The organism is Segatella bryantii (genome assembly GCF_022024215.1).
Lineage (GTDB): Bacteria > Bacteroidota > Bacteroidia > Bacteroidales > Bacteroidaceae > Prevotella > Prevotella bryantii.
This window is the reverse complement of record NZ_CP091798.1, coordinates 1,948,289-1,973,536: the sequence shown is the minus strand read 5'-3', so window position 1 is coordinate 1,973,536 and position 25,248 is coordinate 1,948,289. Positions and strand designations below refer to the sequence as shown.

The 25,248-nt window shown below is 37.2% G+C and carries 27 protein-coding genes and 1 tRNA gene; 14 read left to right on the top strand and 14 right to left on the bottom strand.

The features are described 5' to 3' along the window. Positions 1-141: 141 nt before the first annotated feature. Positions 142-834 carry a (d)CMP kinase gene (gene cmk / locus L6471_RS12340; protein WP_237797418.1) on the bottom strand — a complete coding sequence of 231 codons (693 nt, stop codon included), beginning with the start codon at positions 832-834 and terminating at the stop codon, positions 142-144. Between the two features lie 2 nt (positions 835-836). Then, positions 837-1,781, bottom strand: a complete 945-nt coding sequence (gene porQ, locus L6471_RS12335; RefSeq protein ID WP_006282063.1) for a type IX secretion system protein PorQ — start codon at positions 1,779-1,781, stop codon at positions 837-839. A gap of 135 nt (positions 1,782-1,916) precedes the next feature. Here porQ and L6471_RS12330 point away from each other — a divergent pair, with 135 nt between their 5' ends. The 9 genes from L6471_RS12330 to L6471_RS12290 all read left to right on the top strand — a co-directional run bounded on the left by L6471_RS12330 (position 1,917) and on the right by L6471_RS12290 (position 7,670). Beyond that, a complete protein-coding gene (locus L6471_RS12330; protein WP_173651744.1) occupies positions 1,917-2,657 on the top strand; it encodes an energy transducer TonB in 741 nt (246 codons plus the stop codon). Between the two features lie 20 nt (positions 2,658-2,677). Further along, a complete protein-coding gene (locus L6471_RS12325; protein WP_006282061.1) occupies positions 2,678-3,652 on the top strand; it encodes a polyprenyl synthetase family protein in 975 nt (324 codons plus the stop codon). Between the two features lie 26 nt (positions 3,653-3,678). Then, entirely contained in the window at positions 3,679-4,479 is an 801-nt protein-coding gene (locus L6471_RS12320) for a TatD family hydrolase (RefSeq protein WP_094448853.1), read from the top strand. A 101-nt stretch (positions 4,480-4,580) separates the two neighbouring features. Beyond that, positions 4,581-4,668 (top strand) — tRNA-Ser (locus L6471_RS12315). A gap of 22 nt (positions 4,669-4,690) precedes the next feature. Further along, positions 4,691-5,536, top strand: a complete 846-nt coding sequence (locus L6471_RS12310) for a MotA/TolQ/ExbB proton channel family protein (protein ID WP_006282059.1) — start codon at positions 4,691-4,693, stop codon at positions 5,534-5,536. Beyond that, positions 5,533-6,060, top strand: coding sequence for a hypothetical protein (locus L6471_RS12305; RefSeq protein WP_027453295.1), 528 nt, complete (start codon positions 5,533-5,535; stop codon positions 6,058-6,060). Before L6471_RS12310 ends, L6471_RS12305 begins: the two co-directional genes overlap by 4 nt. After that, complete coding sequence (locus L6471_RS12300) at positions 6,044-6,574, top strand: ExbD/TolR family protein (RefSeq protein ID WP_006282057.1); 531 nt, start codon at positions 6,044-6,046, stop codon at positions 6,572-6,574. Before L6471_RS12305 ends, L6471_RS12300 begins: the two co-directional genes overlap by 17 nt. Further along, complete coding sequence (locus L6471_RS12295) at positions 6,571-7,035, top strand: ExbD/TolR family protein (protein ID WP_173651743.1); 465 nt, start codon at positions 6,571-6,573, stop codon at positions 7,033-7,035. Before L6471_RS12300 ends, L6471_RS12295 begins: the two co-directional genes overlap by 4 nt. A gap of 89 nt (positions 7,036-7,124) precedes the next feature. Continuing rightward, on the top strand, positions 7,125-7,670 hold the full coding sequence (locus tag L6471_RS12290) for an Lrp/AsnC family transcriptional regulator (protein WP_006282055.1): 546 nt from the start codon (positions 7,125-7,127) through the stop codon (positions 7,668-7,670). Here the strand turns inward: L6471_RS12290 and L6471_RS12285 are convergent. From L6471_RS12285 to L6471_RS12230, 12 genes are all read right to left on the bottom strand, one after another. Next, complete coding sequence (locus tag L6471_RS12285; RefSeq protein ID WP_074549343.1) at positions 7,565-8,104, bottom strand: dihydrofolate reductase; 540 nt, start codon at positions 8,102-8,104, stop codon at positions 7,565-7,567. The two genes, L6471_RS12290 and L6471_RS12285, sit on opposite strands and share 106 nt — an antisense overlap. Next, complete coding sequence (locus L6471_RS12280; protein ID WP_006282054.1) at positions 8,101-9,501, bottom strand: RsmF rRNA methyltransferase first C-terminal domain-containing protein; 1,401 nt, start codon at positions 9,499-9,501, stop codon at positions 8,101-8,103. The genes L6471_RS12285 and L6471_RS12280 overlap by 4 nt, the downstream gene beginning before the upstream one ends. Then, a complete protein-coding gene (gene porE, locus L6471_RS12275) occupies positions 9,498-11,567 on the bottom strand; it encodes a PorE family type IX secretion system protein (protein ID WP_027453292.1) in 2,070 nt (689 codons plus the stop codon). Before porE ends, L6471_RS12280 begins: the two co-directional genes overlap by 4 nt. 38 nt (positions 11,568-11,605) lie before the next feature. After that, entirely contained in the window at positions 11,606-13,690 is a 2,085-nt protein-coding gene (locus L6471_RS12270) for a DNA topoisomerase 3 (protein WP_006282052.1), read from the bottom strand. Positions 13,691-13,773: 83 nt separating this feature from the next. Further along, a complete protein-coding gene (locus L6471_RS12265) occupies positions 13,774-14,874 on the bottom strand; it encodes a DegT/DnrJ/EryC1/StrS family aminotransferase (RefSeq protein WP_074614623.1) in 1,101 nt (366 codons plus the stop codon). Between the two features lies 1 nt (position 14,875). Continuing rightward, on the bottom strand, positions 14,876-15,817 hold the full coding sequence (locus L6471_RS12260; protein ID WP_094448837.1) for a GNAT family N-acetyltransferase: 942 nt from the start codon (positions 15,815-15,817) through the stop codon (positions 14,876-14,878). After that, on the bottom strand, positions 15,805-16,209 hold the full coding sequence (locus tag L6471_RS12255) for a sugar 3,4-ketoisomerase (RefSeq protein ID WP_027453289.1): 405 nt from the start codon (positions 16,207-16,209) through the stop codon (positions 15,805-15,807). The genes L6471_RS12260 and L6471_RS12255 overlap by 13 nt, the downstream gene beginning before the upstream one ends. Positions 16,210-16,335: 126 nt before the next feature. After that, positions 16,336-17,517, bottom strand: coding sequence for a formate-dependent phosphoribosylglycinamide formyltransferase (gene purT / locus L6471_RS12250; protein WP_006282049.1), 1,182 nt, complete (start codon positions 17,515-17,517; stop codon positions 16,336-16,338). Positions 17,518-17,522: 5 nt separating this feature from the next. Beyond that, on the bottom strand, positions 17,523-17,828 hold the full coding sequence (locus tag L6471_RS12245) for a hypothetical protein (RefSeq protein WP_006282048.1): 306 nt from the start codon (positions 17,826-17,828) through the stop codon (positions 17,523-17,525). After that, a complete protein-coding gene (locus tag L6471_RS12240) occupies positions 17,828-18,337 on the bottom strand; it encodes a metallophosphoesterase family protein (protein WP_074614595.1) in 510 nt (169 codons plus the stop codon). Before L6471_RS12240 ends, L6471_RS12245 begins: the two co-directional genes overlap by 1 nt. Further along, entirely contained in the window at positions 18,334-18,957 is a 624-nt protein-coding gene (locus L6471_RS12235; RefSeq protein ID WP_006282046.1) for a cytidylate kinase-like family protein, read from the bottom strand. Before L6471_RS12235 ends, L6471_RS12240 begins: the two co-directional genes overlap by 4 nt. An 11-nt stretch (positions 18,958-18,968) precedes the next feature. Beyond that, positions 18,969-20,351, bottom strand: coding sequence for an MATE family efflux transporter (locus tag L6471_RS12230; protein WP_237797416.1), 1,383 nt, complete (start codon positions 20,349-20,351; stop codon positions 18,969-18,971). Between the two features lie 151 nt (positions 20,352-20,502). Here L6471_RS12230 and L6471_RS12225 point away from each other — a divergent pair, with 151 nt between their 5' ends. The 5 genes from L6471_RS12225 to L6471_RS12205 all read left to right on the top strand — a co-directional run bounded on the left by L6471_RS12225 (position 20,503) and on the right by L6471_RS12205 (position 25,198). Then, the gene (locus L6471_RS12225; RefSeq protein WP_237797415.1) at positions 20,503-21,909 is read left to right on the top strand and encodes a S8 family peptidase; all 1,407 of its coding nucleotides are present in this window, start codon (positions 20,503-20,505) and stop codon (positions 21,907-21,909) included. 2 nt (positions 21,910-21,911) lie between these two features. Then, entirely contained in the window at positions 21,912-23,207 is a 1,296-nt protein-coding gene (xseA, locus tag L6471_RS12220; protein ID WP_074614594.1) for an exodeoxyribonuclease VII large subunit, read from the top strand. A gap of 11 nt (positions 23,208-23,218) precedes the next feature. After that, complete coding sequence (gene xseB, locus L6471_RS12215) at positions 23,219-23,416, top strand: exodeoxyribonuclease VII small subunit (RefSeq protein ID WP_027453284.1); 198 nt, start codon at positions 23,219-23,221, stop codon at positions 23,414-23,416. A 97-nt stretch (positions 23,417-23,513) separates the two neighbouring features. Further along, positions 23,514-24,530 (top strand): branched-chain amino acid aminotransferase, encoded by a 1,017-nt coding sequence (locus L6471_RS12210; RefSeq protein WP_074549332.1) that lies wholly within the window; start codon positions 23,514-23,516, stop codon positions 24,528-24,530. A gap of 53 nt (positions 24,531-24,583) precedes the next feature. Further along, on the top strand, positions 24,584-25,198 hold the full coding sequence (locus L6471_RS12205) for a DUF975 family protein (RefSeq protein ID WP_237797414.1): 615 nt from the start codon (positions 24,584-24,586) through the stop codon (positions 25,196-25,198). The last annotated feature ends 50 nt before the right edge of the window (positions 25,199-25,248 follow it).

Below are 25,248 nucleotides of genomic sequence, written 5' to 3'. Positions count from 1 at the left end.
TTTTTGTAATTAACATAAACAAAAACTTAATCTTTATTCTAAATTATAGTATCACAAATTTACATATTTTGAGCGTGCTCACCAAAAATATTCAATGAAGCATGCTCTTTTCTAGGTAAATAAGGATTTTGTTAAAGCTAATTAGTTGTTGACAATATGGTTAAAATGGCTTATAAGCCATTCTTTTTGTTCGGCTATTGTTAATTTGCTATTGTCAAGTTCGATAGCATCATCAGCTTTCTTAAGCGGTGAAACTTCACGATGGGTATCAATGTAGTCGCGCTCTTCAACATTTTTCTTAATTTCATCATAGTCTGCAGGCATACCTTTAGCTTTTAATTCATCAAAACGGCGCTGTGCTCTTACTTCAGATGAAGCCGTAACAAAGATCTTTAGTTCGGCATCAGGAAAAACGGTTGTACCGATATCTCTTCCATCCATGACGACACCTTTATCTTTTCCTAGATTCTGTTGTTGGGCTACTAGGGCTTCACGTACAAAAGGTACAGCAGCAATCGGACTTACGTGTGATGAAACTTCTAGAGAACGAATTTCTTGTTCTACGCATTCCCCATTCAGATAAGTATCAGGACGTCCTGTTTCCTTATTCAGTTGAAAGGAAATTTTAATATTTGGCATTTCTTTCTCTAGTTCAGACGTTTTAACGCTTCCGTCTTCATTGAATAATTGATGGCGAAGAGCATATAGCGTTACAGATCTGTACATAGCGCCAGTATCTACATAAATATAGCCAATTTCGCGAGCTAAATCTTTGGCCATAGTACTTTTCCCGCATGATGAAAATCCATCAATAGCAATCGTTATCTTTCTCATAATTATAGTGTATATGCAGCATTAATTAATAATGAACTGCTGCTTACGTGATATTTACCATAAGCAACATTCAACTTGAATCTGTCTAAATTTAATCCAGCTCCGAATGAAAGTCCAGCACCATGACTACTTTCACCATCAGAACTTTGTAATTTCATTTCTTTGGCACGTCTACAATTATATCCAGCGCCAATCCATATATTTGGTGAAAGTATAATCTCTGCACCAAATACTGCATGATTGATAAAACTGTAATTTAAGTGGTTTAAATCAACCAAGGTCGTAGATATTCTAAAAGGGGTGTTTAGTAAGCGTTTGGTTGCTCCTATTTGAATGTCGATCGGCATAGGTTCGAAGTCTTCATTATACGCTTTTAATTGACCTCCTAGGTTTTTGGCTGCTATAGATACAGACCATTCTTTATTTGGATCATAATAGTTTAATCCCAAGTCAAAGCCAACAGCTAAAGAGTTGTAATCACCAATGTAAGAGGTTATAAATTTAGTTGTGAGACCTCCGACAATGCGTTCGGATAGCATGTATGATAAATAGCCTGCAAGAGCGATATCTTTTGCCGAGAAATTACCTGTCTGGATGTTATTTTCATCCGTTTCCTTCATGGTGCCATAGTTGATATATTGAGCAGAAATCGCCCAAGAAACTTTCTCTTGAACTATACGATTGAAGGATGCACTAAGGATGTTTACTCCGGACATATAGTTCATGTAGTTGAAATTTATAGTTTTGTCACTGACTGATGAGAGAAGGGAAGGATTGTTAAAGATGAATGTCTCATCATCTTCAATTATTGAAATATTATCTCCTCCAAGGGCCGCAGAATGTGCGCTTACAGGCACTCTTAAAAAATTATATTCGGTTTGACTCTCTTGGCTCAAAACGCTCAAAGAGTAACATGCTGAAAGAAGGGTAAAAACAATTTTTCTCATCAGTATTTTTTATTGAAAGGCAAAGATACATCTTTTTGAATAAAAAAGAATGTTTTTCTTTTGTAATTCGTTTTATTTACTGTAATTTTGCCTTTGAATTCGTTTAACACATAACGAAGAAAAATTGTTTTTAGTGTGGAAATAAAAAAATCAAATAAAGCAAATTTAGAGGACGAACGAATAACAGGCTTTTTGTTGGGTCTGATTTTGGTGTTGTCTGTATTGTTTGTTAGTTTTGAATATACCACTAATTCTTCTAACGGTAGCGAACTAAACGAAGATTTACTGGACGATATTTCACAGGATTTGGAGATGATGCCTCAGGATAATCATGATATGGTAAGTTATGAACCGGCAGCAGCTCCTTCTAAAACAATTACGACTAATATTAAAAAGCAAGAGAAGGTTGAAATGACTCCTAAGAAATTGAGCGCTATTAGTGAGGCTATTCTTAATGGAGTCGGTAATTCAGATGCTGCTGGGCATGGAACCGTTGAGGGAGCTGTGAAGGAATCAGATATAACAACAGCTCTTCCCCAAACTCCTGCAAGTCTTGACAATCCATTTAATTTCCAGATTGTAGAACAACTTCCTGAGTTTCCTGGAGGTATGGTAGAGTTTATGAAGTGGATAACCAAAAGTTTGAAGTATCCACCTCAAGCAAAAAATAGTAAAATACAAGGAGAAGTAGTTGTTTCCTTTATCGTAGATAAGGAAGGTAACGTTTCTTCGATAAAAATAGCTAAGTCTGTTAATCCTCTTTTGGATAGAGAGGTGCTTCGTGTAATGCATGCTATGCCAAAATGGAAACCGGGACTTATGCATAATAAACCATGTATGACCATGATGGCTATACCTATAGTCTTTAGTTTGTAAACTTTTTAAATACAATACATATGTTAACAGCTAATGAGATATTAGATAAAGTTAATGACTATCTCAATAAACTTCCTTATGATCGTAAACCTGTATCTCTTTATGAACCAATTCGATATGTTTTATCTATTGGGGGAAAACGAATTCGTCCGACTTTAATGTTGTTGGCTTATAATCTTTTTAAAGAAGATCCAGAAAGTATATTGATGAGTGCATGTGCACTTGAAACTTATCATAATTATACATTATTGCATGACGACTTGATGGACCAAGCTGATTTGCGACGTGGAAAAGAAACTGTTCATAAAAAGTGGAATGCCAATACTGCTATTCTGTCAGGTGATTCTATGCTTGTTTTGGCTTATCAGAGAATGCTGAATTGTAAACCTGAGTATCAAGGTAAGGTGCTGAAATTGTTTACAGAAACAGCTTTAGAGATCGGTGAAGGACAGCAGTATGATATGGAGTTTGAAACCCGTATGGATGTTGTGGAGGAAGAATATATAGAGATGATTCGTCTGAAAACAAGTGTCTTGTTAGCTTGTGCTATGAAGATTGGTGCAATCTTAGCAGATGCTTCAGATGAGGATGCTGATAATCTTTATAAGTTCGGAGAACAGATAGGACTCGCTTTCCAGTTGCAAGATGATTATCTTGATGTCTATGGTGATCCAAAGGTTTTTGGTAAGTCTGTAGGAGGGGATATTGTTTCTAATAAGAAAACATATATGCTTATTAATGCCTTCCATAAAGCTGATAATCGACAGTTGAAAGAGTTAACTCGATGGGTTGAGGCTAAAGAGTTTGTTCGACAAGAAAAGGTTGAAGCTGTAACACAACTCTATAATGAAATGGGCATAGATAAGTTGGCTTTGGAAAAGATATCTTATTATTTTGAGCAAAGTAAGAAATTTCTATCTGCAGTTCATGTTGCAGAAGATCGTAAGATGGAATTGATGAAATTCGCTGAACTTATGATGCATCGTAAGTATTAATTATTCATTTAAAAATAAACATCGTGTTGCAATTTATTGATACACATGCTCATTTAGATGTGGAGGAGTTTGCAGAAGATCTCCCTGAAGTTATTATTAGAGCAAAGGAGGCTGGAGTGGCAAAAATCTTTCTTCCGGCTGTCGATTTACCTTCTGTAAGTACAGTTCTTCAGGTTTGTCGAGACTATCCTAATTATACTTTTCCGATGATTGGTCTTCAGCCTGAGGAAGTAAAAGGTGATTATCAAGAAGTGCTCAAGAAGATGAAGAAAATTTTAGATGCATCATTTGCGCAATCTTCTCCTTCTCCTTTTATTGCTATTGGTGAAGTGGGATTAGACTTTTATTGGTCTCGTGAATTTGAGCAGGAACAGTTGATTGTATTCGAAGAAATGGTGAAGTGGGCTGTCGAGTATCAATTGCCGTTGATGATACATTGTCGTAAGGCCCAAAATGAATTATTGCATATTTTAAAAAAATATAAGCATGATCTTGTAGGCGGTGTATTCCATTGTTTTACAGGTAATCAAAATGAAGCTGCGGAATATCTTAAGTTTGATAAGTTCGTGTTGGGTATTGGTGGCGTATTGACTTTTAAAAGTAGTCATTTACGAGAAGACCTTCCTGCATGCGTGCCTTTGGAGCGTATAGTGTTAGAAACAGACAGTCCGTATATGGCTCCTACACCTCATCGAGGTAAGAGAAATGAAAGTGCTTTTGTTGCTAACGTACTTCGGCAATTAGCTGCAAGTTATCAGGTATCTGAAGAAATTGTGGCCAGCATAACTAACCAAAATGTAGCACGTATATTTGGCATTTCCGTTTAATCTAAAAAAAGTTTAAAACTCGGTAAAAATGTGGTGTAAATCATCATAAAACTCTTACATTTGCATTACATTGAAAAATATTTTATTTTCGATAATGAATAGGAAAGATGCTCGAGTGGTTGAAGAGGCACGCCTGGAAAGCGTGTAAGCGCCTAAAGCGTTTCACGGGTTCGAATCCCGTTCTTTCCGCAAATTTAATTTAAATCCAAAAATGAAAAGTCTAATTGCAAAACTTGCATTAGTATTCCTTTTATCTTGTTCTTGTCAACTTGGTACTGCACAGAATACCTCTGTAGCTAGTAAAGGGTCTGATTCAGTTTCTCAGGTCGTAGCCAAGGATACAAGTTCTATTGATGAGGTTAGTGCAGAAGATGTCGATACCAGTTCTGTTAATCTGTTGGCTGGTGATGACGAGGATTGTGAAAGTTTCCATAAATCATTGAAAACTAAATTTATTGAAGGTAATGCTGGTTTTATGTCTTTGGTAGCTTTAGCTTTAGTCTTGGGTCTAGCTTTTTGTATAGAGCGCATTATTTATCTTAGTCTCTCAGAAATCGACGCTAAGAAAATGATGAAAGATATTGAAGCTAAGGTAGAAGCTGATGATATTGAGGGTGCCAAAAGTCTTTGTCGTGAAACACGAGGACCTGTCGCTTCCATTTGCTATCAAGGATTGTTAAGAATACATGAATCAATAGATGATATAGAACGATCGATTTCTTCATATGGTACAGTTCAGGCTGCTAATTTGGAGAAAGGTTGTTCATGGATTAAGCTATTTATTGCTGCTGCACCATCTTTGGGATTCTTAGGAACTGTTATTGGTATGGTAATGGCATTTGATCAAATCGAGCAGGCTGGTGATATTAGTCCGACGATTGTTGCTTCTGGTATGAAAGTTGCTTTGATTACTACCATCTTTGGTATCATTGTAGCTCTTATCCTTCAGATGTTTTATAATTATATTCTCTCGAAGATAGAGCATCTGGATAGTCAAATGGAAGAATCGGCAATTACATTAATGGATATTATTGCTAAACGTAAGCAGAATTTATGAAAATAGAAAGTGTTAAACAATGGTCTACAGAAAAGATATCCCAGTATATTCTTTATGTGTTGGTAGGATTAATTGTACTCATTTTTATTTTATTTTATTTGATAGGTTTTGATCTTCCATTTTTAGACAATCCTGCATTTAATGCACCATTGTTTACGGATGGTGTCATAGCACTGATGTGGCTAATGCTTATATTTGCTATAGGACTTGTTGTATGGTCTTTTGTAAAGTCTTATCGTTCTCAAACCAAAGTAGATCAGATTGTAAATGGAATCCCTGCAACTAAAATTAGTTATGTGGTCTGGGGGGTTACTTTTGTTTTAATGGTACTGACATTCTTATTTACTCCTACATCACCTGTAATTGTGAATGGGAAACTGTTTCAAGAGTGGTTCTCTTTGAAACTGTCAGGAATGTTTGTCTATACATCTATATTATTATTGGTTATTGCTATTGCTACCGTTGTTTTTGGTTCCACAAGATATATAAGGAGGAATACACATCAAGATGTTCATAAGGCGTAAAAATCATAACGTTCCAGGACTTAATACGACATCGACTGCAGATATTTCTTTTATGCTGTTGATTTTCTTTTTGGTTACAACATCTATGGATGTTGATAAAGGACTGTCTAGACAATTGCCTCCTCCTGAACCACCTAAAAAGGAGCAGATGGAGAGTCAAGTCCAAAAAGATAAGTTAATGGAATTACATATTTCTGCATCAAATCAGTTGTTGGTTAATGGTAACCCTTTTCCTGTTTCAAAATTGAAAAATGAGGTCATATCATTTGTTACCCGTGTAGGGGCTTCACATCTGATCACTATAGAAACAGATCGTCAGGCTAGTTATGATCTTTATTTTCAAGTTCAAAATGAGATTATGGCTGCCTATCATATTCTCCGGGATAAGAAGGCAATAAAAAAATATGGTAAGGCTTATCTGAAATGTACTCCTGATCAAAAGGAATATATAAAGGAAGTATGTCCACAGCGTATATCTGAGTCTTATGAAAATGCGAAAGGAGTTGCGATATGATAAATTTTAACAAGCGATACTCTCATGATGTACCTGAGTTGAATACTGCGTCTTTGCCAGACTTAATATTTACGGTCTTGTTCTTCTTTATGATTGTAACTCACATGAGAAAGGTGCAACTAAAGGTGAAATATGTAGAACCAACTGGAACCGAATTGACTCGTCTAACAAAGAAAACTGCTGTATCATATATTTATATAGGTAAACCCATTTCTGGAACAAATGGGATAAATAACAATGCTACGAGAATTCAGTTAAATGATAAATTTGCCACTGTTGAAGAGGTAATGGATTACATTTCTGCAGAAAAAAATCGGATGCAGCCTGATGATCAGAAACAAATGACAATTTCATTAAAGGCGGATAAAAATACCAATATGGGTGTCATTACAGATGTTAAACAAGCATTACGTCAGGTAAAAGCCTTAAAAATTAACTATTCGTCAAATTCTAAAAAATAGCAAACTCTTTCAGTTTTGAATAAAATCATTTAAAAAGTTGCTAATTTCATAGTTTTATACTAACTTTGCATACAAATTAATATAAAATAATGGCACATCATAGTTTAGATTTATTAGATAAGAAGATTCTGAAGCTTCTTTCTCAAGATGCTCGTATACCATTTTTGGAAGTAGCACGTGCATGTAATGTTAGTGGTGCTGCAATTCACCAGCGTGTAGCAAAATTGACAAGTATGGGTATTCTTAAAGGATCAGAATTTATTATTGACCCAGAAAAAATTGGTTATGAGACCTGTGCGTATATAGGACTTTATTTGAAAAACCCAGAATCGTATGACAGCGTAGTAGACGCATTGAGAAAGATTCCTGAGGTTGTAGAATGTCATACAACAACAGGTGGTATGGACTTATTCATTAAGTTGTATGCATATAATAATCATCATTTGATGAAGATAATTCACGATAAGCTTCAGCCTTTAGGCCTAGATAGAAGTGAAACGATTATTTCTTTTAATGCTTCAATTGATCGTCAACTTCCTATAGTAGAGTTACCTCTTGATGCCCCTGAGATATCAGATGAAGAAGGTGATGATGTTGATGTCATCGATTTAGGTGGAATCAATTCTTCGAAGTAAAAAAAATCATGCTCTTCTTGATGGACAATTTTCCATTGAGAATAGTCTGGAAAATATGTATCGGCTTTATTTGGCGTATCTTTAATGAGCGTCAGATAAAGCCGATTTGCTATAGGTAGAGTTTGTCTATAGATTTCTGCACCACCAATAATAAAAACCTCGTCTTCGTTATTGCACAGTTCTAAAGCTTCTTGTATGGAGTGAGCAATATCACAGTTTGGTATTTGTATTGACTGCCGGGTAACTACGATATTTCTTCTGTTGGGTAATGCTCCGTTGGGGAGTGATTGATAAGTTTTTCTACCCATGATGATGGTATGACCTATGGTTAATGATTTAAATCTTTGTAAATCTTCATGATAGGAATAGAGCAATTGATTGCGGTATCCGATTGCTCTATTCTGTGCCACAGCTACTATAATATTTATGTTCATTCGAAAAGTATGATATTATTATTACCATCAGGTATGTGTGAACTTTTAATTTTCCATTCTTGAGGGTAAAGATTATTGGCCCTATTACCTATATTTTTTTCGAATCCAAGGGGAACATCCTGATAGGTTAGGAGAATGATTCCTGTTGGAGTTCCATCTGGTAGGGGAACTGGTTCTTTTCGTAGATATGAAATAGCCTCGTCGTATGTTAAAGAAGCTGTTGGGTAATAGCTTCTGTTTAGTTCCAACGACAATGCCAGTGATTGGCTAGGTATAATTTTTTTCCCCTTTATAGTTCCAAGGTTAATTCCTGCATGTATTACTTTCAGGTTTGTTGTTGCTTTTTTATAAGTTGAGAGCCATTTTTTACGGATTGCAACAACTTGATCATGGTCGGTACATAGTTCGTAATTTTCAGGTTGTTTAATACAACTTGTATCTATCTTGATTTTATTTTTGGTGTCTTTGTTTTTACTTACTTTTTCCTTTTCTTTTCTTTCTTTCCCAGAAGTCTTTCTCAAAACAGCCATAAATATGCCTTCCCCTTTGGTCTTTCCTGGAATAAAACGATATACAGGGTGCTCGTTGATGAGTGACGGAGTTATGGGCCAATTGTTATCGATGTCAACAGATATATATTCTGCTCCCAGTTCGTTAACTATCCAGTCTACATTTTCTTCGTCTTCTTTTGCATTAAAGGTACAAGTAGAGTAGATCAGTATACCATCTTTTTTGAGATTATTCCAAATATCTTGAATAATTTCTCTTTGTAAGTTTCTACAGTTTTCTACATTTTTCTGACTCCATTCTTCAATGGCTCCTTGGTCTTTTCTGAACATTCCTTCTCCTGAACATGGAACGTCCGCAACAATAATATCAAAGAGAAGATCTGTTTTTTTATAATCCTTGGGGTAGTTATTAGTTACGATAACATCTGGATGCCCGAATTTTTGAATATTCTCCGCTAATATATTAGATCGTGTTCTGATAGGTTCATTAGCAAAAAGTAGGCTGCCTTCTGGTAAGATGGAGCGTGCAACGGTTGTCTTTCCTCCAGGAGCAGCACATAGGTCGAGCATGAGAATAGGTGTTTCATCTAAAATTTGGCGTAATACGTGTTCAAGAAACATAGAAGAGGCTTCTTGTACATAGTATACTCCGGCATGCAATAAAGGATCGAATGTGAAATTCGGTCTACTCTTCAAGTACATTCCATGCTTGCACCATGCTACGGATTCATCCAGATTAGCAATCTGAAAGCGGCGTTCTTTTAATTTATATGGGTTGATTCGTATACTGGTAACAGGATCTTGTTTTAATCCTTTTTCTAAGGTTGAAAATAGTTTTTCACCCATTAAATCACGAGTATATGATACAAATTCTTTTGGCAGATTCATTGTTCAAAACTTATGTTGATACCGTTTTTATTATTTTCTTCGAACTTCTTTTGTTTTGCTTTAGGAGGATTTTTTAATTGTCCATCTTTATCAAACAGATTATATGTGGTTCGTAGTACAATAAATTCAGTGCGACGATTTAACTGATTGCATATTTCTTGTTCTTCTTTACTAAGTTTCTTGATATATTCTTCTGTGAGTACATCATTTTCTTTCAACCATTTATATTTTTCGGTAAGTTTCTTTTTTATCGTCTTTGGTTTATCTTTTCCATATCCCACTGGAGTAAGACGATCTTTGGCTATGCCTTTGGCAATGAGATAATTGACTACCGATTCTGCTCTTCGTTGTGAGAGTTGTTTATTATAGTCTTCAGAACCTTTATAATCACAATGTGCACTGAGTTCAATGGTTACATTTGGGTTCTCGTTCAACAAATTCACAAGCTCGTCAAGTGCTTTTGTCGATTCCGATGTCAAGTTGGCTTTGTCAAACTCATAGAAAATATTATCGATCAACACCGGAGCTGTGATAGAGGCCAGTGGGAATTGAAGTACATGTTCTTGAGAGTCTTCAGTAGCACCAATATGAATCTCTTCTTTGTGATTAAGATATCCCTTGCATGTTGCCATAAATAAGTAATCAACATTGGTCTTAGCTACCATTTCAAAAGAACCATCTCCTTTCACGGATACTTTTTTATTTGTGCCATCAGAGCCGATTATATATACCTGTGCTGCAGGCAGTTCATATCCTTCCATTTCATATACCCAACCTTTTATTGTTTGTACAATTTCAGGGTTTTCAAAAGAGTAAATGTGATCATAGCCTCTAGCATCTCCACGGTTTGAGCAGAAAAATCCTCTATTATGTTGGCCTTCAAAAGTCATACCGAAATCGTCTCCTTGTGAATTCAGTGGATATCCAGGATGGAACAGGCGGTAATGAGCCGTTGAATCACCTTGTGCAATATAAATGTCTAACCCTCCTAATCCTGGATGTCCATCAGACGAAAAGTAGAGATCACCATTTGGTCTGAAAGTTGGAAATTCTTCGTTTCCGGCTGTATTAATAGGTTCTCCTAAGTTTTCTACTCCACCTAAACCTGCGGCAGTAATGCGTACTCGCCAAATGTCAAGTCCTCCTTTTCCTCCAGGCATATCAGATGTGAAATATAGCCAATTGCCATCTGGTGAAATTGCAGGGTGAGCATAGCTTGATAGGCTATCTTTGGAAATGTTAAGTTCGTTGGTTTTCCCCCAAGCTGCATCTGAGCGTTCAGAAGTTACAATCTGTGCATATCTTGGATAGTTCGCATCAGTTTGACAGCGTGTAAGGTACATGGTCCTGCTATCAGGAGAAAAACAGCAAGCGCCTTCATCCTCTATGGAATTCAAACCACCTCCCACAGGCTCAGGTTGGCTCCATTTTCCTTTATCGTCTTTTTCGGAAACAAAGATATCTCCAGATTTTGTACCTGTAATGCCATTTAGTTCGTCACCTTGTGTTTCGTTTCTTGTTGATGAGAAATAGAGATATTCATAGTTGTCACCCAGAAGCATCGGTGAATAGTCATCTCTTCTGGAATTGAAGACACTCATTTTTTTTACCGTATATCTTGAACCTGCTTTTTTCCATTCATTTGCTTTTTGTGCAGAAATAAGTCCATTTTTAGCCAATTTGTTGCCCGGAACGGAATCAAGAATGTCTTTAAATATGCCTTCTGCTTTTTTGTATGCTCCTGCTTTTAGTAATTGGCGTGCATAGCTCAATTCGCTGTCAAGTCCTGGAGAAGTGTACCTGAAAGCTTTTTCGTATGCCGAATTTGCTTTACCCGTAGCATTAATTTTCTCATAGCATTGTGCCATTTTAAGAGAGATGTCACCTCTTTTCTTTTTATCTTTAGTTGGAACTTTACGATATGCTTGTCTATAATGTTCGGCAGCGTTAAAATATTCTCCAAGGGCTAAAGATTTTTCAGCCTTTTTTAGATTATATTCAGCTCCACAAGAGTTGAATATAATTATAAGCAATAAAGTGAGGTATGAGAAAAGGCGTCTTTTCATGAATGTTCTTTTTGTTAGAAACGCTTATTTTCTGATTTTTATTGTTTAAATGGGAGTCTGAATGAGCATCCTCCTTTCCATTCGCTACACCCATAAGAATTTCGCCCTTTAATAATATATCCTTTTCCGCAGACAGGACATGTCTTCCCGACAATACTATCATCTGTTGGTAGTGTTGCTTGATTCGTATTTAGCGGTGTTGCTCTGTCTGATACCTGCTTGTCATTTGCCTTACTTTTGGATGTAGTTTTTCGCTTTTGTGGCGTCTTCTTTTTTAAATCTTCATCCGTTGTAATGGTAACATGCCGATTACTGTTATCAGCAAGGACATCGTTAACGATGTCGTTAATCTGCTCTTTCAGTCCACTGATAAAGTCTCCAGGTTCATATTTATGCTGCTCTATATCCCTGAGTTTCTTTTCCCATATACCAGTCAATTCGCAGCTTTTAAGCAATTCTTCGTGAATGGTATCAATGAGTTCGATACCGGTAGGTGTGGCAAGAAGGTTTTTACGTTCTCTGCGAATATAGTGCCTTTTGAATAGTGTTTCGATAATACCAGCACGTGATGATGGCCTTCCAATACCATTTTCCTTTAAGGCAGCTCTTAATTCTTCGTCTTCAACGAATTTTCCAGCTGTCTCCATAGCTCTCAGAAGAGTGGCTTCTGTGTAGTATTTAGGAGGTGTTGTCCATTTCTCTGTTAGAGTAGGGGTATGTGGACCACTCTCACCTTTAGTGAAAGATGGTAATGTTCGTTCTTCTTCTTTGCGTTTTTTCTCCTCTTCATCGTCCTGTTGGCTTTTGTCTTTTTGATATACGACACGCCATCCTGGTTCCAAGATTTCTTTTCCGCTAACCTTGAACTCTATATCTTCTACTTTTCCCAAAACAGTAGTTGTCGAAAATTTGCAATCAGGATAAAATACGCTGATGAAGCGAAGGGCAATCAGATCGTATACATTTTGTTCTAAGTCGGTGAGTCCTGTCGGAGGTACACCTGTTGGGATGATGGCATGGTGGTCTGTAACTTTTGATGTATCGAAAACCTTCTTGCTTTTTGGCAACTTTTTGTTTATAGCTGCTAAATCGCGTACTAAAGGCATATATTTCTGTTGACTATTGATTTTTGCTTGACTTATTCCGTTTAGGATCCCAGGACATTTCGGATATATATCGTCAGATAAATATTGGGTATCTACACGTGGATAGGTGGTAAACTTTTTTTCATATAAGCTTTGAATCAGTTTAAGTGTCATGTCAGCAGAATAGCTGAATTTCTTGTTACAATCTACTTGCAATGACGTAAGATCGTACAGATGGGGAGGTGCTTCTGTACCTTTCTTTTTTTGTACAGAGGTTACCTCAAAAGGTTTATCATCTATTGTTGAAAAGGCTTGTTCTCCTTCTTCTTTACTTGTAAATCTACCCTTAGTAGCAGTAAATTGAGTATCACGATATATGGTTGCCAGTACCCAATATGGTTCTGGTTCGAAATTATCGATTTCTTTTTGTCTGTTAACAATGAGTGCCAGCGTAGGGGTTTGTACTCGTCCGATACTTAATACTTGTTGATTTCTACCATACTTTAAGGTATATAGGCGAGTTGCGTTCATCCCTAAAATCCAGTCTCCGATGGCACGTGATAGCCCTGCCATGTAAAGAGATTGATATTGGTCTTGTTCTTTTAGTTTTTTGAAGCCTTCTTGGATGGCTTCGTCTGTCATGGATGAAATCCAAAGACGCTTAACGGGACACTTTACTTGTGCCTTTTGCATAACCCATCTTTGGATGAGTTCTCCTTCTTGCCCAGCATCACCACAATTGATAATCTCGTCTGCTTGGCTATATAGTTTTTCGATGATACCAAACTGCTTTTTGATACCCTCGTCATTAATAAGTTTGATGCCAAATCGTACAGGGATCATTGGCAATGCAGAAAGGCTCCAATGCTTCCACATAGGGGTATAGTCATCAGGTTCTTTCAATTCGCACAAATGTCCGAATGTCCAGGTTACTTGATAACCGTTTCCTTCCATATAGCCATCATGAGCATTATTAGCTCCTAATATTCTGGCGATGTCTTTGGCTACGCTTGGTTTCTCTGCTACACAAACTATCATTTTCTTTTTCTTTTTTAGAATGCAAAGATACTGCTTTTTAGCCGTTTCGACAACATTATTGATTGAAAGTCTATATCATTTCTTTAATCAAATTGATTGATACTATTAATGATGTAGTTTATTTCTTCAGGTAATAAGGTTTGGTTAAGTGGAATACTCAACTCTTCTTGATGTATTTTCTCGGTAATTGGATACGAGAGCTTGTTCCACATTTTATAGCATTGTTGTTGATGTGGTGGAATCGGATAGTGTATCATTGTACTTATTCCTTTATCTTTCAGAAAAGCTTGTAGTCTATCTCTTTCAGGGCAGAGTATTGGATAGATATGATATACATTATCGCTAATTTGTCCTTGAGGTATGATAATATGCTTATTCTTAATTTGGGCATTATATAGCTGTGCTATTTCTCTTCTTTTCTGATTATCATAATCGATGTATTTTAGTTTTACTCGTAATATAGCAGCTTGTATTTCATCTATTCTACTGTTCTTGCCTTGGTATGAGAATACATATTTTTGTTGTGAGCCATAGTTCCCCAAAGCTTTTACTGTTTCAGCTAGTTTATGGTCATTTGTAGTAACAGCTCCAGCATCACCTAATGCTCCCAAATTTTTTCCTGGATAAAATGAGTGTGCCCCTGCATCTCCAAGACTTCCTGTATGTTTGTTGTTATAAAGGCAACCATGTGCCTGTGCATTATCTTCAATCAGTTTCAGATTATTTTTTTTGCAAAGTTGCTGTATCTTGTTGGTCATGGAACACCGACCATAAAGATGTACAATTAGTATGGCTTTCGTACGTGGTGTAATTGCTTGTTCGATTAAATCATCGTCTATCTGCAGTGTATCTATGCGAGGTTCCACCAATACGGGTTTTAGGTGATTTGCAGTGATGGATAAGATAGAAGCGATATATGTATTTGCAGGAACAATAACTTCATCATCGTCTTTTAATTCCCCCATTTCCTTATAAGCACGAAATATTAGGGATAGTGCATCAAGTCCATTGCCACAGCCTATACAATATTGTGTACCAATATAGTTGGCATATTCGTATTCAAATTGTTGAGTAGAATAGCCTTGTAGATACCAACCACTTTCAACCGTGTGGCTGATGGCATCCTGTATTTCTGCAAGATGCATATTGGTAACTTTTTTCAGTGAAAGATAGTCTATTTTCATATCAGATATTCCATTCATACCAGTCATAACAAACTCCACGGCCTCCAAATCCTTCTTTTTGGTAAATTAAACTTTGATTAATGGTTTTACCATGATCCTCGTTAGAAGTTCCAAAGTCGAAATATGGATAGTTTGTGTATTCTTCAGTTAGAATCTTTCTGAATAGTGCATCGACGGCGTGTAGATGTTTTCCTTCTGCACTGGCAGATATATATTGTGCATGTACAACGCGCGGGGTTATATACAGTAGTGTTCCTCCGATAACTTGTTCGCCTTTTTTGGCTACATATAGTTTGATATTATTTGGAAATCTGTTTTGAAGAAGACGTATTTCCTCTAAGGTATGCACAGGTTTAGCATGATAGGTATTATAGAGGTTTTCTTCAAGTATTTTCCAAAAAGTTTTGTATTCATCGTCGTTTTGTTCTACGCTGATGCCGTTTGTTCTTGCTTTGTTTGCTCCGTAGTGTCTGTCGTGCTTCCATTTAATGGGATCTTTTTGATAAACTACAGAAGCTATATTTCTTGTTACAATCTGAGCGTGACATATGTTAATAAGCGCATATAAATCTTCTTCGGAAGGAATAATCTGATAAATCCAAGGTATGGCTTTATAGATTACCTTTTTGAAGTGAGCTTGTTTTAAAAACAAATTTATCTGTTTAAAAATTTCGCATATATCGACAGCTGTAGCCTGATGACTCGTAATGATTCCTCCATAGGTTAGTCCTTGATGAGACCAAAATACATTTCCATCTTGGTTACCTGGAAGAAGGGCATATATTTTATGGTCTTTAAGGATAATAAGAGAATAATCGGTAAATCTATCGCTGTGATATTCCATGTAGTCACGTTGAAACAGGAATGTACCTTGTTTAGAATGAGTTACAAACTCATCCCATTGTTCTTTGTATTGTGCTTCGTATTTCTTTATTTCAAACATTTTATATATTCTTGAAATTCAGAATATTCTCGGATATAATCTTCTTCTTCGAAAGGATCTTCTGCCAATACTAAACATACGGATCCGGATGAAAAATCTTCTAGGGTTCGCCAAACGTTTGTTTCGACGAGAAGTCCTTGATAAGGGTGGTTGAGTAAAAAGGATTGTTTATTATTTCCATTATCAAGTGTGACCGTAAAAGACCCGCTTACTGCAACGATAAATTCTCGGCAGTGTTTGTGGGCATGTCCTCCACGACTTATACCGCCAGGTACATCATAGGTCCAATATACTCTCCTCACCTGAAAGGGTATATCTTTAAGTTGTTCCGCAACGGTAAGATTGCCTCGTGGATCAACAATTTTTCTTAATGTGATCATTTTTCCAAACATTACTTATTTAACGTAATTCTTTCGTCTTTTTGTATATCATACTGGCATTTATTTTTGATTAGACGTAAAAGGGTATGCAGTTTTTTGTCTGCATACCCTTTTTTCTTTTATAAAACGGTTGTTGTTTTATTTCTTCATATATGGATCTGTTCCGAGAACAGTTTTGGCCAAACGCTTTGCTTTATCTCGGAGAGCTTCCATATCGCATCCAACTTCATCATAGCAAGTAACCACACCCATACGTCGACCAATGTGAGCTTCTGGCTTATTGAATATACGAATGCGAGCTTTGTCTTCTTTGCATACTTCTTCTAGGTTATAGTCTAATGGCTCGTTACTTTCTACAGGAGAAAGGATAACGGCACTCGCACCACTGTGTTCTAGATGAATAGCAGGGATAGGAAGGCCCATTACAGCCCGGAAGTGAAGTTCGAACTCACTTAAATTGGTGCAGTGGCTTAGAGTTACCATACCCGTATCGTGTGGTCGAGGACTCAATTCAGAGAAGATAACTTCTCCCTGTTTGGTGAGGAAGAATTCTACACCCCATATGCCATATCCTGTAAGCGCTTTGGTTACCTCGTCAGCCATGTGCTCTGCAGTTTTGAGAGCTTCTTCAGAAATTTGGTAAGGCATCCAACTTTCACGATAGTCGCCACCTTTCTGAATATGACCTATAGGAGGGCAGAATAGTGTTGGGAGGTTCTTTTGGGTTACAGTAAGCAATGTAAACTCTGAATCAAAATCTATAAATTCTTCAATAATGACTTCTTTTACATCACCGCGACCTTCCTCCATCGCATCTTTGAATGCCTCTTTCAGTTCGTCGTCATTATGTACATAGCTCTGACCATGACCAGAAGAGCTCATCAAAGGTTTTACTACACAAGGGAAACCAATTTCATCGGCTGCTTTTTTGAATTCATCAAATGTTTTAGCATAAAAATATTTAGCTGTACGTAGGCCTAGTTCCTGAGAAGCAAGATCGCGAATTGCTCTTCGGTTCATGGTGTAATTTACGGCTCTTGCTGATGGTACTACCTGTACACCTTGTTTCTCAAAATCGAACAGACGTTCTGTTCTGATAGCTTCTATTTCAGGAACTATGATGTCTGGTTGATGTTTGTTGACAACAGCTGTGAGTGCATCTCCATCCAGCATCGAAAATGTTTCACGCTCATCGGCTACCTGCATGGCTGGTGCATTATCATACTTATCGCAAGCGATGACGTATTGGCCAGCTCGCTTAGCAGCAATAGTAAATTCTTTGCCCAGTTCTCCTGAGCCTAAAAGCATAATTTTTTTCATATGGATTATTTATTATGAGGGATTAATTGTTTCATCATCTGCCATTCCGGTGTAACAGAAAGGCGGCGTAGCAGTACCTCTACGACTTGTCTGATAACATCAGGTGTCGTCTTATTGATCTCTGCCAGTTCTTCAGCTGATTTCAACGGATGTCCTGCCAGTCCATAGTAATTGTCAATCAGTAGTTCATCCTTTATGTTGAGTAAGTGAATCAAGTGCTCGGTATAGTGCGCCATGCGTTCACTTACGATAGAAGGATTCTTGCCTAAACTGATAAGATAATTTTCTAGTTCTTGTGATAATGCATCCATTATAGTCGTGAATTATTATTTCCTAATGTTATAACTTCGCAGTCGGTGAATTTATTGCCATCTATTGTCAGTTTTACGATGGTTCTTTCTTTTTGCCAACCCATTTGTCCTGCTGCACCTGGATTGATATGAAGCAGATTTAGCGTTTTATCAGACATCACTTTAAGAATGTGTGAATGCCCATCTATAAATAGGTCGGGTGGCGAAGCGTACAATTTATTGCGTATCGAAGGGTCGTATTTGCCAGGATAGCCTCCGATATGTTTCAGTAATACATCCACATCTTCGCATTTAAAGCGAAGTATTTCTGGATATCTTGCTCGGATATCATATCCGTCACAGTTACCATATACAGCTCTGAAAATAGGTTTCATGGCTTCAAATTTGTCGGCTATTTCTGTTGAGCCGATGTCTCCAGCATGCCAAATTTCATCACACTCGCAGAAATATTTTTCGTATTTTTCATCCCAAAATGCGTGTGTGTCTGAAATGATTCCTACTTTTTTCATAGCTTAAAGTATTTACGAATAAAATCTGCAATATAAGTAGATGTATTGTCGATTCCTAGAAGAGAAGAATTAATACATAAGTCATAGCTCTCTCCATGTCCCCATTTTTTACCCGTGTAGTAATTATAGTATGATGCTCTTTCTTCCTCGTTGCGGAAAATGTACTTTTGAGCATCTTTGGAGCTTATCTTCAGTCTTCGACTTACTCTTTCCACGCGTTCTTCCATATTGGCAGATATAAAAATGTTAACCACATTGTCGAAGTCACGAAGAATATAGTCAGCAGTTCTTCCGACAAACACGCAACTGTTTTCCGTTGCTGCTTTTCTTATCGCGTCACTTTGCATCTTATAGAGACTTTCCTGCGTAAAGTCACTTCGATAAAAGTTGTTGTCTCCAACTAATGGCATATGAAAATGGAAAAGAGATTTGAAAAATCCTTTTTTCTCATCATTTTGTTCAAAGAATTTTGCATCGAATCCACTCTCTTTTGCGGCAAGGTTGAGTATTTCTTTATCGTAAAATTTGCAGTTGAACTCTTCCGATAGTTTATGAGCTATAATCTTTCCTCCACTTCCTATTTGTCTACCTACATTGATGATAATCTTTTTATTTGCCATGATAACCTAGTTTATTTGTTCATATTTGCTAAAGCTTGAGACTCGCGATGCATGCGATTAAATTTACGCATATATACAATCATTGTCCACCCAGCAATGATAGCTGAGAGAAAATCGCTTATTGGCATAGAGTACCAGATACCATCAATTTCCAGAAAAAGAGGAAGAATGGCAAGTAGTGGTATTAATAATAACAGCTGGCGAGACAAACTCAAGAATATACTGATTTTTATCTTTCCTATACTTTGAAAAAAGTTGGTGACAACCATTTGATAGCCTATAACAGGGAAAGCCAATAGGCTAATTCTGATGGCTTTCATACCTAGCTGAATAAGGGTAGCGTCGGTAGTAAATAAGCGTGCGCAATAATAAGGTAGAAACATTCCTATAAGCCAGCCAGTTGTCATGATGAGTGTGGCAGTTAAAACAGAAAGTTTTACGACATGTATCATTCTATCTAGTTTTTGTGCTCCATAGTTGTATCCGGCTATAGGCTGCATGCCTTGATTAACACCCATAACAAACATGACAAATACAAATGCTACTTTGTTTGCGATGCCATAAGCTCCGATGTCTAGATCTCCTCCATAGTGTGCTAATTGTTTATTGATAAAGATGACCACGATGCAGGCACATACGTTCATGGCAAAAGGGGATATTCCTATCGCAAGTATATTTTTTACAATTGACTTGTTTAGATAATATATTCCTCTTTTGAAATGCAGTAATTGCTTTTGGTCGCTGAACAACCAAATTTGCCAACATAAAGCAATAATTTGGGCAAGAATGGTTGCGTAAGCTGCTCCTGCGATACCCCATTTTAGTATAAAGATGAAAATATAGTCGAGTATCGAGTTCATAATGACAGTGAAGATTGTTGCAAACATGGCTTGTTTGGGTTTGCTCGCTGCACGTAAGAGTGCATTCATTCCAAAATACATGTGCGAGAAAACATTACCGGCTAGTATGACAACCATATAGTCTGCAGCAAAAGGGAGTGTTGCTTCTGATGCTCCGAAAAATTCCAATATTTGGTCGAGAAATAAAAGACTGAATATCGAAAAGGTGATACCGATGATGATATTAAGTGTAATGGTATTACCAAGAATGTGTTGAGCGGTTTGATAATCTTTTTGTCCTAGCTTTACAGAAATAAATGTTGAGGCTCCTATTCCGACAGCAGCTCCAAAAGCTGCAGCCAAATTCATAAATGGGAATGTAATAGTAAGTCCTGATATCGCTAAAGGGCCACATACTTGGCCGATAAAGATGCTGTCCACAATATTATACAGTGAAGAAGCTGTCATGGCAATAATGGCAGGAAGGGCATATTGCCAGAGTAATTTACCGATGGGTTTTGTACCTAGTTCAAGTGTTGCTTGCTTATTATCCATTAAAATCTTCTTATTTATATATGTGTGCAAAGGTAGTAAAAATATGTGGATAAGTGAGAGAATTGGTAAAATAAATCAATAAATTATATGCTTATATTTTTTCATTCCAATTGAAAACTGTATCTTTGCATAACATTGATATTTAGCCTAGATGAAAAGACCTTTAATGATTATACTGATGATGATAGCATGCTTCGCTATTTTTGCTCGGCATGTAGATGATACAAGCCGAATTTCTTATCCGGGCGGTAAATGTTATCTTTATCGTATTTATTTGTCAGATAAGGCTGGGTCTCAATATTCTTTGCAAAAACCAGAGGAGTTTCTTTCTTTACGTTCTATAAAACGACGGGAAAAGCAGCATCTTTCTTTGGATAGTACTGATTTACCGATTTCAGAACGATACATACGACAGATTTGTGATTGGGGGTTTGAGATTGTTGATAAGAGTAAATGGAATAATACACTTCTTTTGCGTGTTCGTACTCCTAAGGACCTTAAAAAACTAGAGCATATTCCTTTTGTTAAAAGCATAAAAAAAGTTTTTGAATCGCCTGATTCTATAAACAGACGTGATCGAATGAATTACCATAAGACCATTACTTCTTTTATTCAGGATAATGAGTCGTTTTATGGTTCTACCGAGTTTCAGATAAAAAAACTAAATGGGCATAAACTTCACGAGGCAGGATATCGTGGTGAGGCTATGATGATAGCGGTCTTGGATGGAGGTTTTATGAATGTTGATCGTATTCCTGCTTTTCATCAGATTCAACTTGCAGGTGTTGCCGATTTTGTAAGCCCTCGGTCGCAAAATGTCTTTAAAGAGATGGAGCATGGAACAATGGTGTTGTCTGTAATGGCGGCTGATGTTGAGCATTATTATGTTGGTGCTGCTCCTCGTGCTTCTTATGTCTTGGTTCGTTGTGAGGATGAACAGACAGAATCACTGGCAGAAGAAGACTATTGGGCTTCTGCTGTAGAATATGCCGATTCATTAGGTGTAGATGTTATTAATAGTTCGTTGGGATATCATGGTTTTGATGATAAGACGATGGATTATAAATACGAGAACTTAGATGGTAAGACGGCGATGATTTCGTGTACAGCAGCCAAACTTGCTTCAAAAGGTATTATTTTGGTGAATAGTGCTGGCAATGAAGGCATGGGTTCTTGGAAAAAAATAAATGTACCAGCAGATGCAAGTGATATTCTTACAGTTGGTGCAATAACTCGTTCAGGCATTAATGCTCCTTTTAGTTCAATAGGTTTTACTGCTGATGGAAGGGTAAAACCTGATGTTATGGCTATAGGTAGTCCTGCGTCTGTTATTACAGGTCGTGGCACTGTTATAAACGATATGGGAACATCCTTTTCAGCTCCTATTATTGCAGGTATGGTGGCTTGTCTTTGGCAAGCTTTGCCACATTTGAATGCTTATGAGATTATGTCTATAGTGAAACGTTCGTCAGACCGTTATTCACGGCCGAATAATATATTTGGATATGGTGTTCCTGATTTTTGGAAGGCATATCTGATGGGCAAAAAAGATAAGTAATCATGAAACAGGCTCTCTCTTTATATGAACTGAATCATTTGGTCCACGATGTTATCGCGATACAGCTCCCAGATAGTATCTGGGTTCAGGCCGAATTGTCTGAATATAGAGAGAACAATGGACATTGCTTCATGGAACTGATAGAGAAGGATAACCATTTGAATACTCCTATTGCTAAGGCTTCTGCTAAATGTTGGCGTAATCGATGGGTATATATTCGTGCAGGTTTTGAACGAATTACCGGAATGCATCTTCGTGCCGGTATGAAAATCATGTTACAGGTGCATGCTGAATTCCATGAGAATTATGGGTTCTCATGGATGATTGATGATATTGACCCAACTTTTACTTTGGGAGATATGGCTCGAAAGCGTTTGGAGATTATTCAGGTCTTGAAGGATGAAGGGGTTTTTGATTTGCAGAAGCAACTTGTTATTCCGATGTTTTGCCAACGGATAGCTGTCATTTCCAGTGTTCATGCTGCAGGTTATGGCGACTTCTGCCATCAAATGCAAAATAATGAGTATGGCTTATCCTTTAATATAGAACTGTTTCCTGCGGTTATGCAAGGTGAACAAATCGAAAAAAGTGTGATTGGGGCGCTGAACCTGATTAACGAAAGATATGAGGAGTTTGATGTCGTCGTCATTATTCGTGGTGGAGGTGCTACGAGTGATATGTCGGGCTTTGATACATTAGTATTGGCTGAGAATGTGGCTAATTTTCCTTTGCCGATTATTACAGGTATAGGTCATGAACGCGATGAAAGTGTACTCGACATGATTTCAAATACGAGAGTTAAAACACCTACTGCAGCTGCTACTTTTTTAATAGAGCATTTGGCTCAGGTGTACAATCGGGTACAAAATGCTAGTGATTTTATTTTTAGCTACGTTCGCGAGCGTATGACTAGGGAGAAAATGAGAATCCAGCATTTGGGTGGCAGAATACCATTGATGTTTTCTTTGGTTAAAACCAGCCATTTAAGAAAACTTGATGCTATAGAGAGTAAACTCAATAATCAGGTAGGTCGTCTGATTTTGCAGCAGTTTCAATATTTGGATAGACTACAAATGGCAATGTTACCCGCTATTCAGCGTAAACTGAATAAGGAGCAGTATAGGCTTCAGATGATAGAGCAACAAGTGATGTTGTTAGATCCAACTCTTTTGCTTAAACGCGGATATAGTATCACTCTGTTGAATGGAAAAGTTGTCAAAGATGCTAGTTGTTTACATGTGGGTGACGAAATTATAACGCGAGTGGAAAATGGTGAAATTCGTTCAATTGTCAAATAGAATTGTCTGATATGAAAAAGAATATTCGATACGAAGAGGCTGTTCATCGACTCGAAGAGATAGTAGAGAAGATGGAAAATGATGAGCTGGATGTAGATTCATTGAGTGATAAACTGAAGGAAGCGCAGCAGCTTATCAAATTGTGCAAAGACAAACTAACGAAGACTGATGAAAATATCAAAAAGTTACTTAATATAGAAGAAAAGTGATATTTTTGTTAATTTATAGTGTGAGTAATTGCAGAATATAATAAAAATTCGTACTTTTGTGCGAAATTATAAATATAACATATAAAATATTATTGTTATGAAAGATTTAGATTGGGCTAATTTGTCTTTCGGCTATCGGAAGACTGATTACAATGTACGCTGCTACTATCGTGACGGCAAATGGGGCGAAATAGAAGTTTGCTCTGATGAGTATTTGAAGTTGCACATGGCTGCTACCTGTTTGCATTATGGACAGGAGGCATTTGAGGGATTGAAAGCATATCGTTGTCCTGATGGTAAGGTGCGTGTGTTCCGCATGGATGAGAATGCTGCGCGTCTACAGAGTACTTGCCGTGGTATCTTGATGCCAGAACTTCCTACAGAATTGTTTGAAGAAATGGTTAAAAAGGTGGTTAGATTGAATCAGGAATGGATTCCTACATACGAGAGTGGAGCTACTCTTTATATTCGTCCATTGCTTATTGGTACAAGTGCCCAGGTGGGTGTTCATCCTGCTGATGAATATTGTTTCTTGATTTTTGTTACTCCAGTAGGTCCATATTTCAAGGGTGGATTCTCTTCTAATCCTTATGTAATTATTCGTGATTATGATCGTTCTGCTCCTTTGGGTACTGGTATCTACAAGGTTGGTGGTAACTATGCTGCTTCTTTGAAAGCTAATTCTATCGCTCATGAAAAGGGGTATGCTTGTGAATTTTACTTGGATGCTAAGGAGAAAAAATATATCGATGAGTGTGGTGCTGCTAACTTCTTTGGTATAAAGAATAATACGTATATTACACCTAAGAGTACCTCTATTCTGCCTTCTATTACTAATAAGAGTTTGATGCAGGTTGCTGAAGATTTAGGTATGAAGGTTGAGCGTCGTCCAATTCCTGAAGAGGAATTAGAAACGTTTGAGGAAGCTGGTGCATGTGGTACTGCTGCAGTCATCTCTCCAATTTCTTATATTGATGATTTGGATACCAATAAGCGATATAATTTTGGTGATAAACCGGGTCCTTGGTCTAAGAAGTTGTTTGATACACTTCGTGGTATTCAGTATGGTACTATTGAAGATAAGCACGGTTGGACTACAGTGGTAATCGAATAATAACGCTAGCGGGCTATCCATACAGAAAAAATAACCTATAATTATGCCAAAATATGGAAACGAATCAAACTTACAAAAACAGAGCTCTAGCCTCACTGGAAGGCAAGTGGACGATTGGTGCTGTCGCAACACTTATTTTTTCACTTATAGTTAACATTGCAAGAGTGAGTATCACATACCCTATGGACGATACAACAGGAGCAAGCGTAAATGGTATATGGTTCTTGTTGAGTTTGCCCTTAATGTGGGGAAATCGAGTATTCTTCTTGCGCCTTATCCGTCAGGAGGACATTGGTTATGGGCATCTTTTCGATGGTTATAAAGATTGTGTACGTATCGGCGTCACCCTACTGTTGGTCGCTTTTTTTGAGGCTATTGGATGCGTCTTTCTCTTGATACCTGGCATTATCATCTCTCTGATGCTCTCACAGGTAGAATTTGTCATGGAAGACGACAAGGAGATAGGCTATCTTGATGCTATGAAACGCAGTGTCGATCTGATGAAAGGGCACAAAGCAAAGCTATTCTGGCTGATTCTGAGCTTCATGGGTTGGATAATTCTGGCTATTCTGACTTTCGGTATAGGATTGCTGCTATTATTACCATACTTTAATACAACATTAGCTTACTTCTACGAAGACCTGAAAGCAGAACAGCAAATAGGTTAATCGTAAATTATAAAACAACATAAAAAAGCATCGGTCTGTCTCCAGATCGG

What these genes read in the sequence shown, in the direction of transcription:
- cmk (WP_237797418.1), bottom strand. Translation starts at nt 834, where the DNA reads ATGAGAAAGATAACGATTGCTATTGATGGATTTTCATCATGCGGGAAA.
- porQ (WP_006282063.1), bottom strand. Translation starts at nt 1,781, where the DNA reads ATGAGAAAAATTGTTTTTACCCTTCTTTCAGCATGTTACTCTTTGAGC.
- L6471_RS12325 (WP_006282061.1), top strand. Translation starts at nt 2,678, where the DNA reads ATGTTAACAGCTAATGAGATATTAGATAAAGTTAATGACTATCTCAAT.
- L6471_RS12310 (WP_006282059.1), top strand. Translation starts at nt 4,691, where the DNA reads ATGAAAAGTCTAATTGCAAAACTTGCATTAGTATTCCTTTTATCTTGT.
- L6471_RS12305 (WP_027453295.1), top strand. Translation starts at nt 5,533, where the DNA reads ATGAAAATAGAAAGTGTTAAACAATGGTCTACAGAAAAGATATCCCAG.
- L6471_RS12300 (WP_006282057.1), top strand. Translation starts at nt 6,044, where the DNA reads ATGTTCATAAGGCGTAAAAATCATAACGTTCCAGGACTTAATACGACA.
- L6471_RS12295 (WP_173651743.1), top strand. Translation starts at nt 6,571, where the DNA reads ATGATAAATTTTAACAAGCGATACTCTCATGATGTACCTGAGTTGAAT.
- L6471_RS12290 (WP_006282055.1), top strand. Translation starts at nt 7,125, where the DNA reads ATGGCACATCATAGTTTAGATTTATTAGATAAGAAGATTCTGAAGCTT.
- L6471_RS12285 (WP_074549343.1), bottom strand. Translation starts at nt 8,104, where the DNA reads ATGAACATAAATATTATAGTAGCTGTGGCACAGAATAGAGCAATCGGA.
- L6471_RS12280 (WP_006282054.1), bottom strand. Translation starts at nt 9,501, where the DNA reads ATGAATCTGCCAAAAGAATTTGTATCATATACTCGTGATTTAATGGGT.
- porE (WP_027453292.1), bottom strand. Translation starts at nt 11,567, where the DNA reads ATGAAAAGACGCCTTTTCTCATACCTCACTTTATTGCTTATAATTATA.
- L6471_RS12270 (WP_006282052.1), bottom strand. Translation starts at nt 13,690, where the DNA reads ATGATAGTTTGTGTAGCAGAGAAACCAAGCGTAGCCAAAGACATCGCC.
- L6471_RS12265 (WP_074614623.1), bottom strand. Translation starts at nt 14,874, where the DNA reads ATGAAAATAGACTATCTTTCACTGAAAAAAGTTACCAATATGCATCTT.
- L6471_RS12260 (WP_094448837.1), bottom strand. Translation starts at nt 15,817, where the DNA reads ATGTTTGAAATAAAGAAATACGAAGCACAATACAAAGAACAATGGGAT.
- L6471_RS12255 (WP_027453289.1), bottom strand. Translation starts at nt 16,209, where the DNA reads ATGTTTGGAAAAATGATCACATTAAGAAAAATTGTTGATCCACGAGGC.
- purT (WP_006282049.1), bottom strand. Translation starts at nt 17,517, where the DNA reads ATGAAAAAAATTATGCTTTTAGGCTCAGGAGAACTGGGCAAAGAATTT.
- L6471_RS12245 (WP_006282048.1), bottom strand. Translation starts at nt 17,828, where the DNA reads ATGGATGCATTATCACAAGAACTAGAAAATTATCTTATCAGTTTAGGC.
- L6471_RS12240 (WP_074614595.1), bottom strand. Translation starts at nt 18,337, where the DNA reads ATGAAAAAAGTAGGAATCATTTCAGACACACACGCATTTTGGGATGAA.
- L6471_RS12235 (WP_006282046.1), bottom strand. Translation starts at nt 18,957, where the DNA reads ATGGCAAATAAAAAGATTATCATCAATGTAGGTAGACAAATAGGAAGT.
- L6471_RS12230 (WP_237797416.1), bottom strand. Translation starts at nt 20,351, where the DNA reads ATGGATAATAAGCAAGCAACACTTGAACTAGGTACAAAACCCATCGGT.
- L6471_RS12225 (WP_237797415.1), top strand. Translation starts at nt 20,503, where the DNA reads ATGAAAAGACCTTTAATGATTATACTGATGATGATAGCATGCTTCGCT.
- xseA (WP_074614594.1), top strand. Translation starts at nt 21,912, where the DNA reads ATGAAACAGGCTCTCTCTTTATATGAACTGAATCATTTGGTCCACGAT.
- xseB (WP_027453284.1), top strand. Translation starts at nt 23,219, where the DNA reads ATGAAAAAGAATATTCGATACGAAGAGGCTGTTCATCGACTCGAAGAG.
- L6471_RS12210 (WP_074549332.1), top strand. Translation starts at nt 23,514, where the DNA reads ATGAAAGATTTAGATTGGGCTAATTTGTCTTTCGGCTATCGGAAGACT.
- L6471_RS12205 (WP_237797414.1), top strand. Translation starts at nt 24,584, where the DNA reads ATGGAAACGAATCAAACTTACAAAAACAGAGCTCTAGCCTCACTGGAA.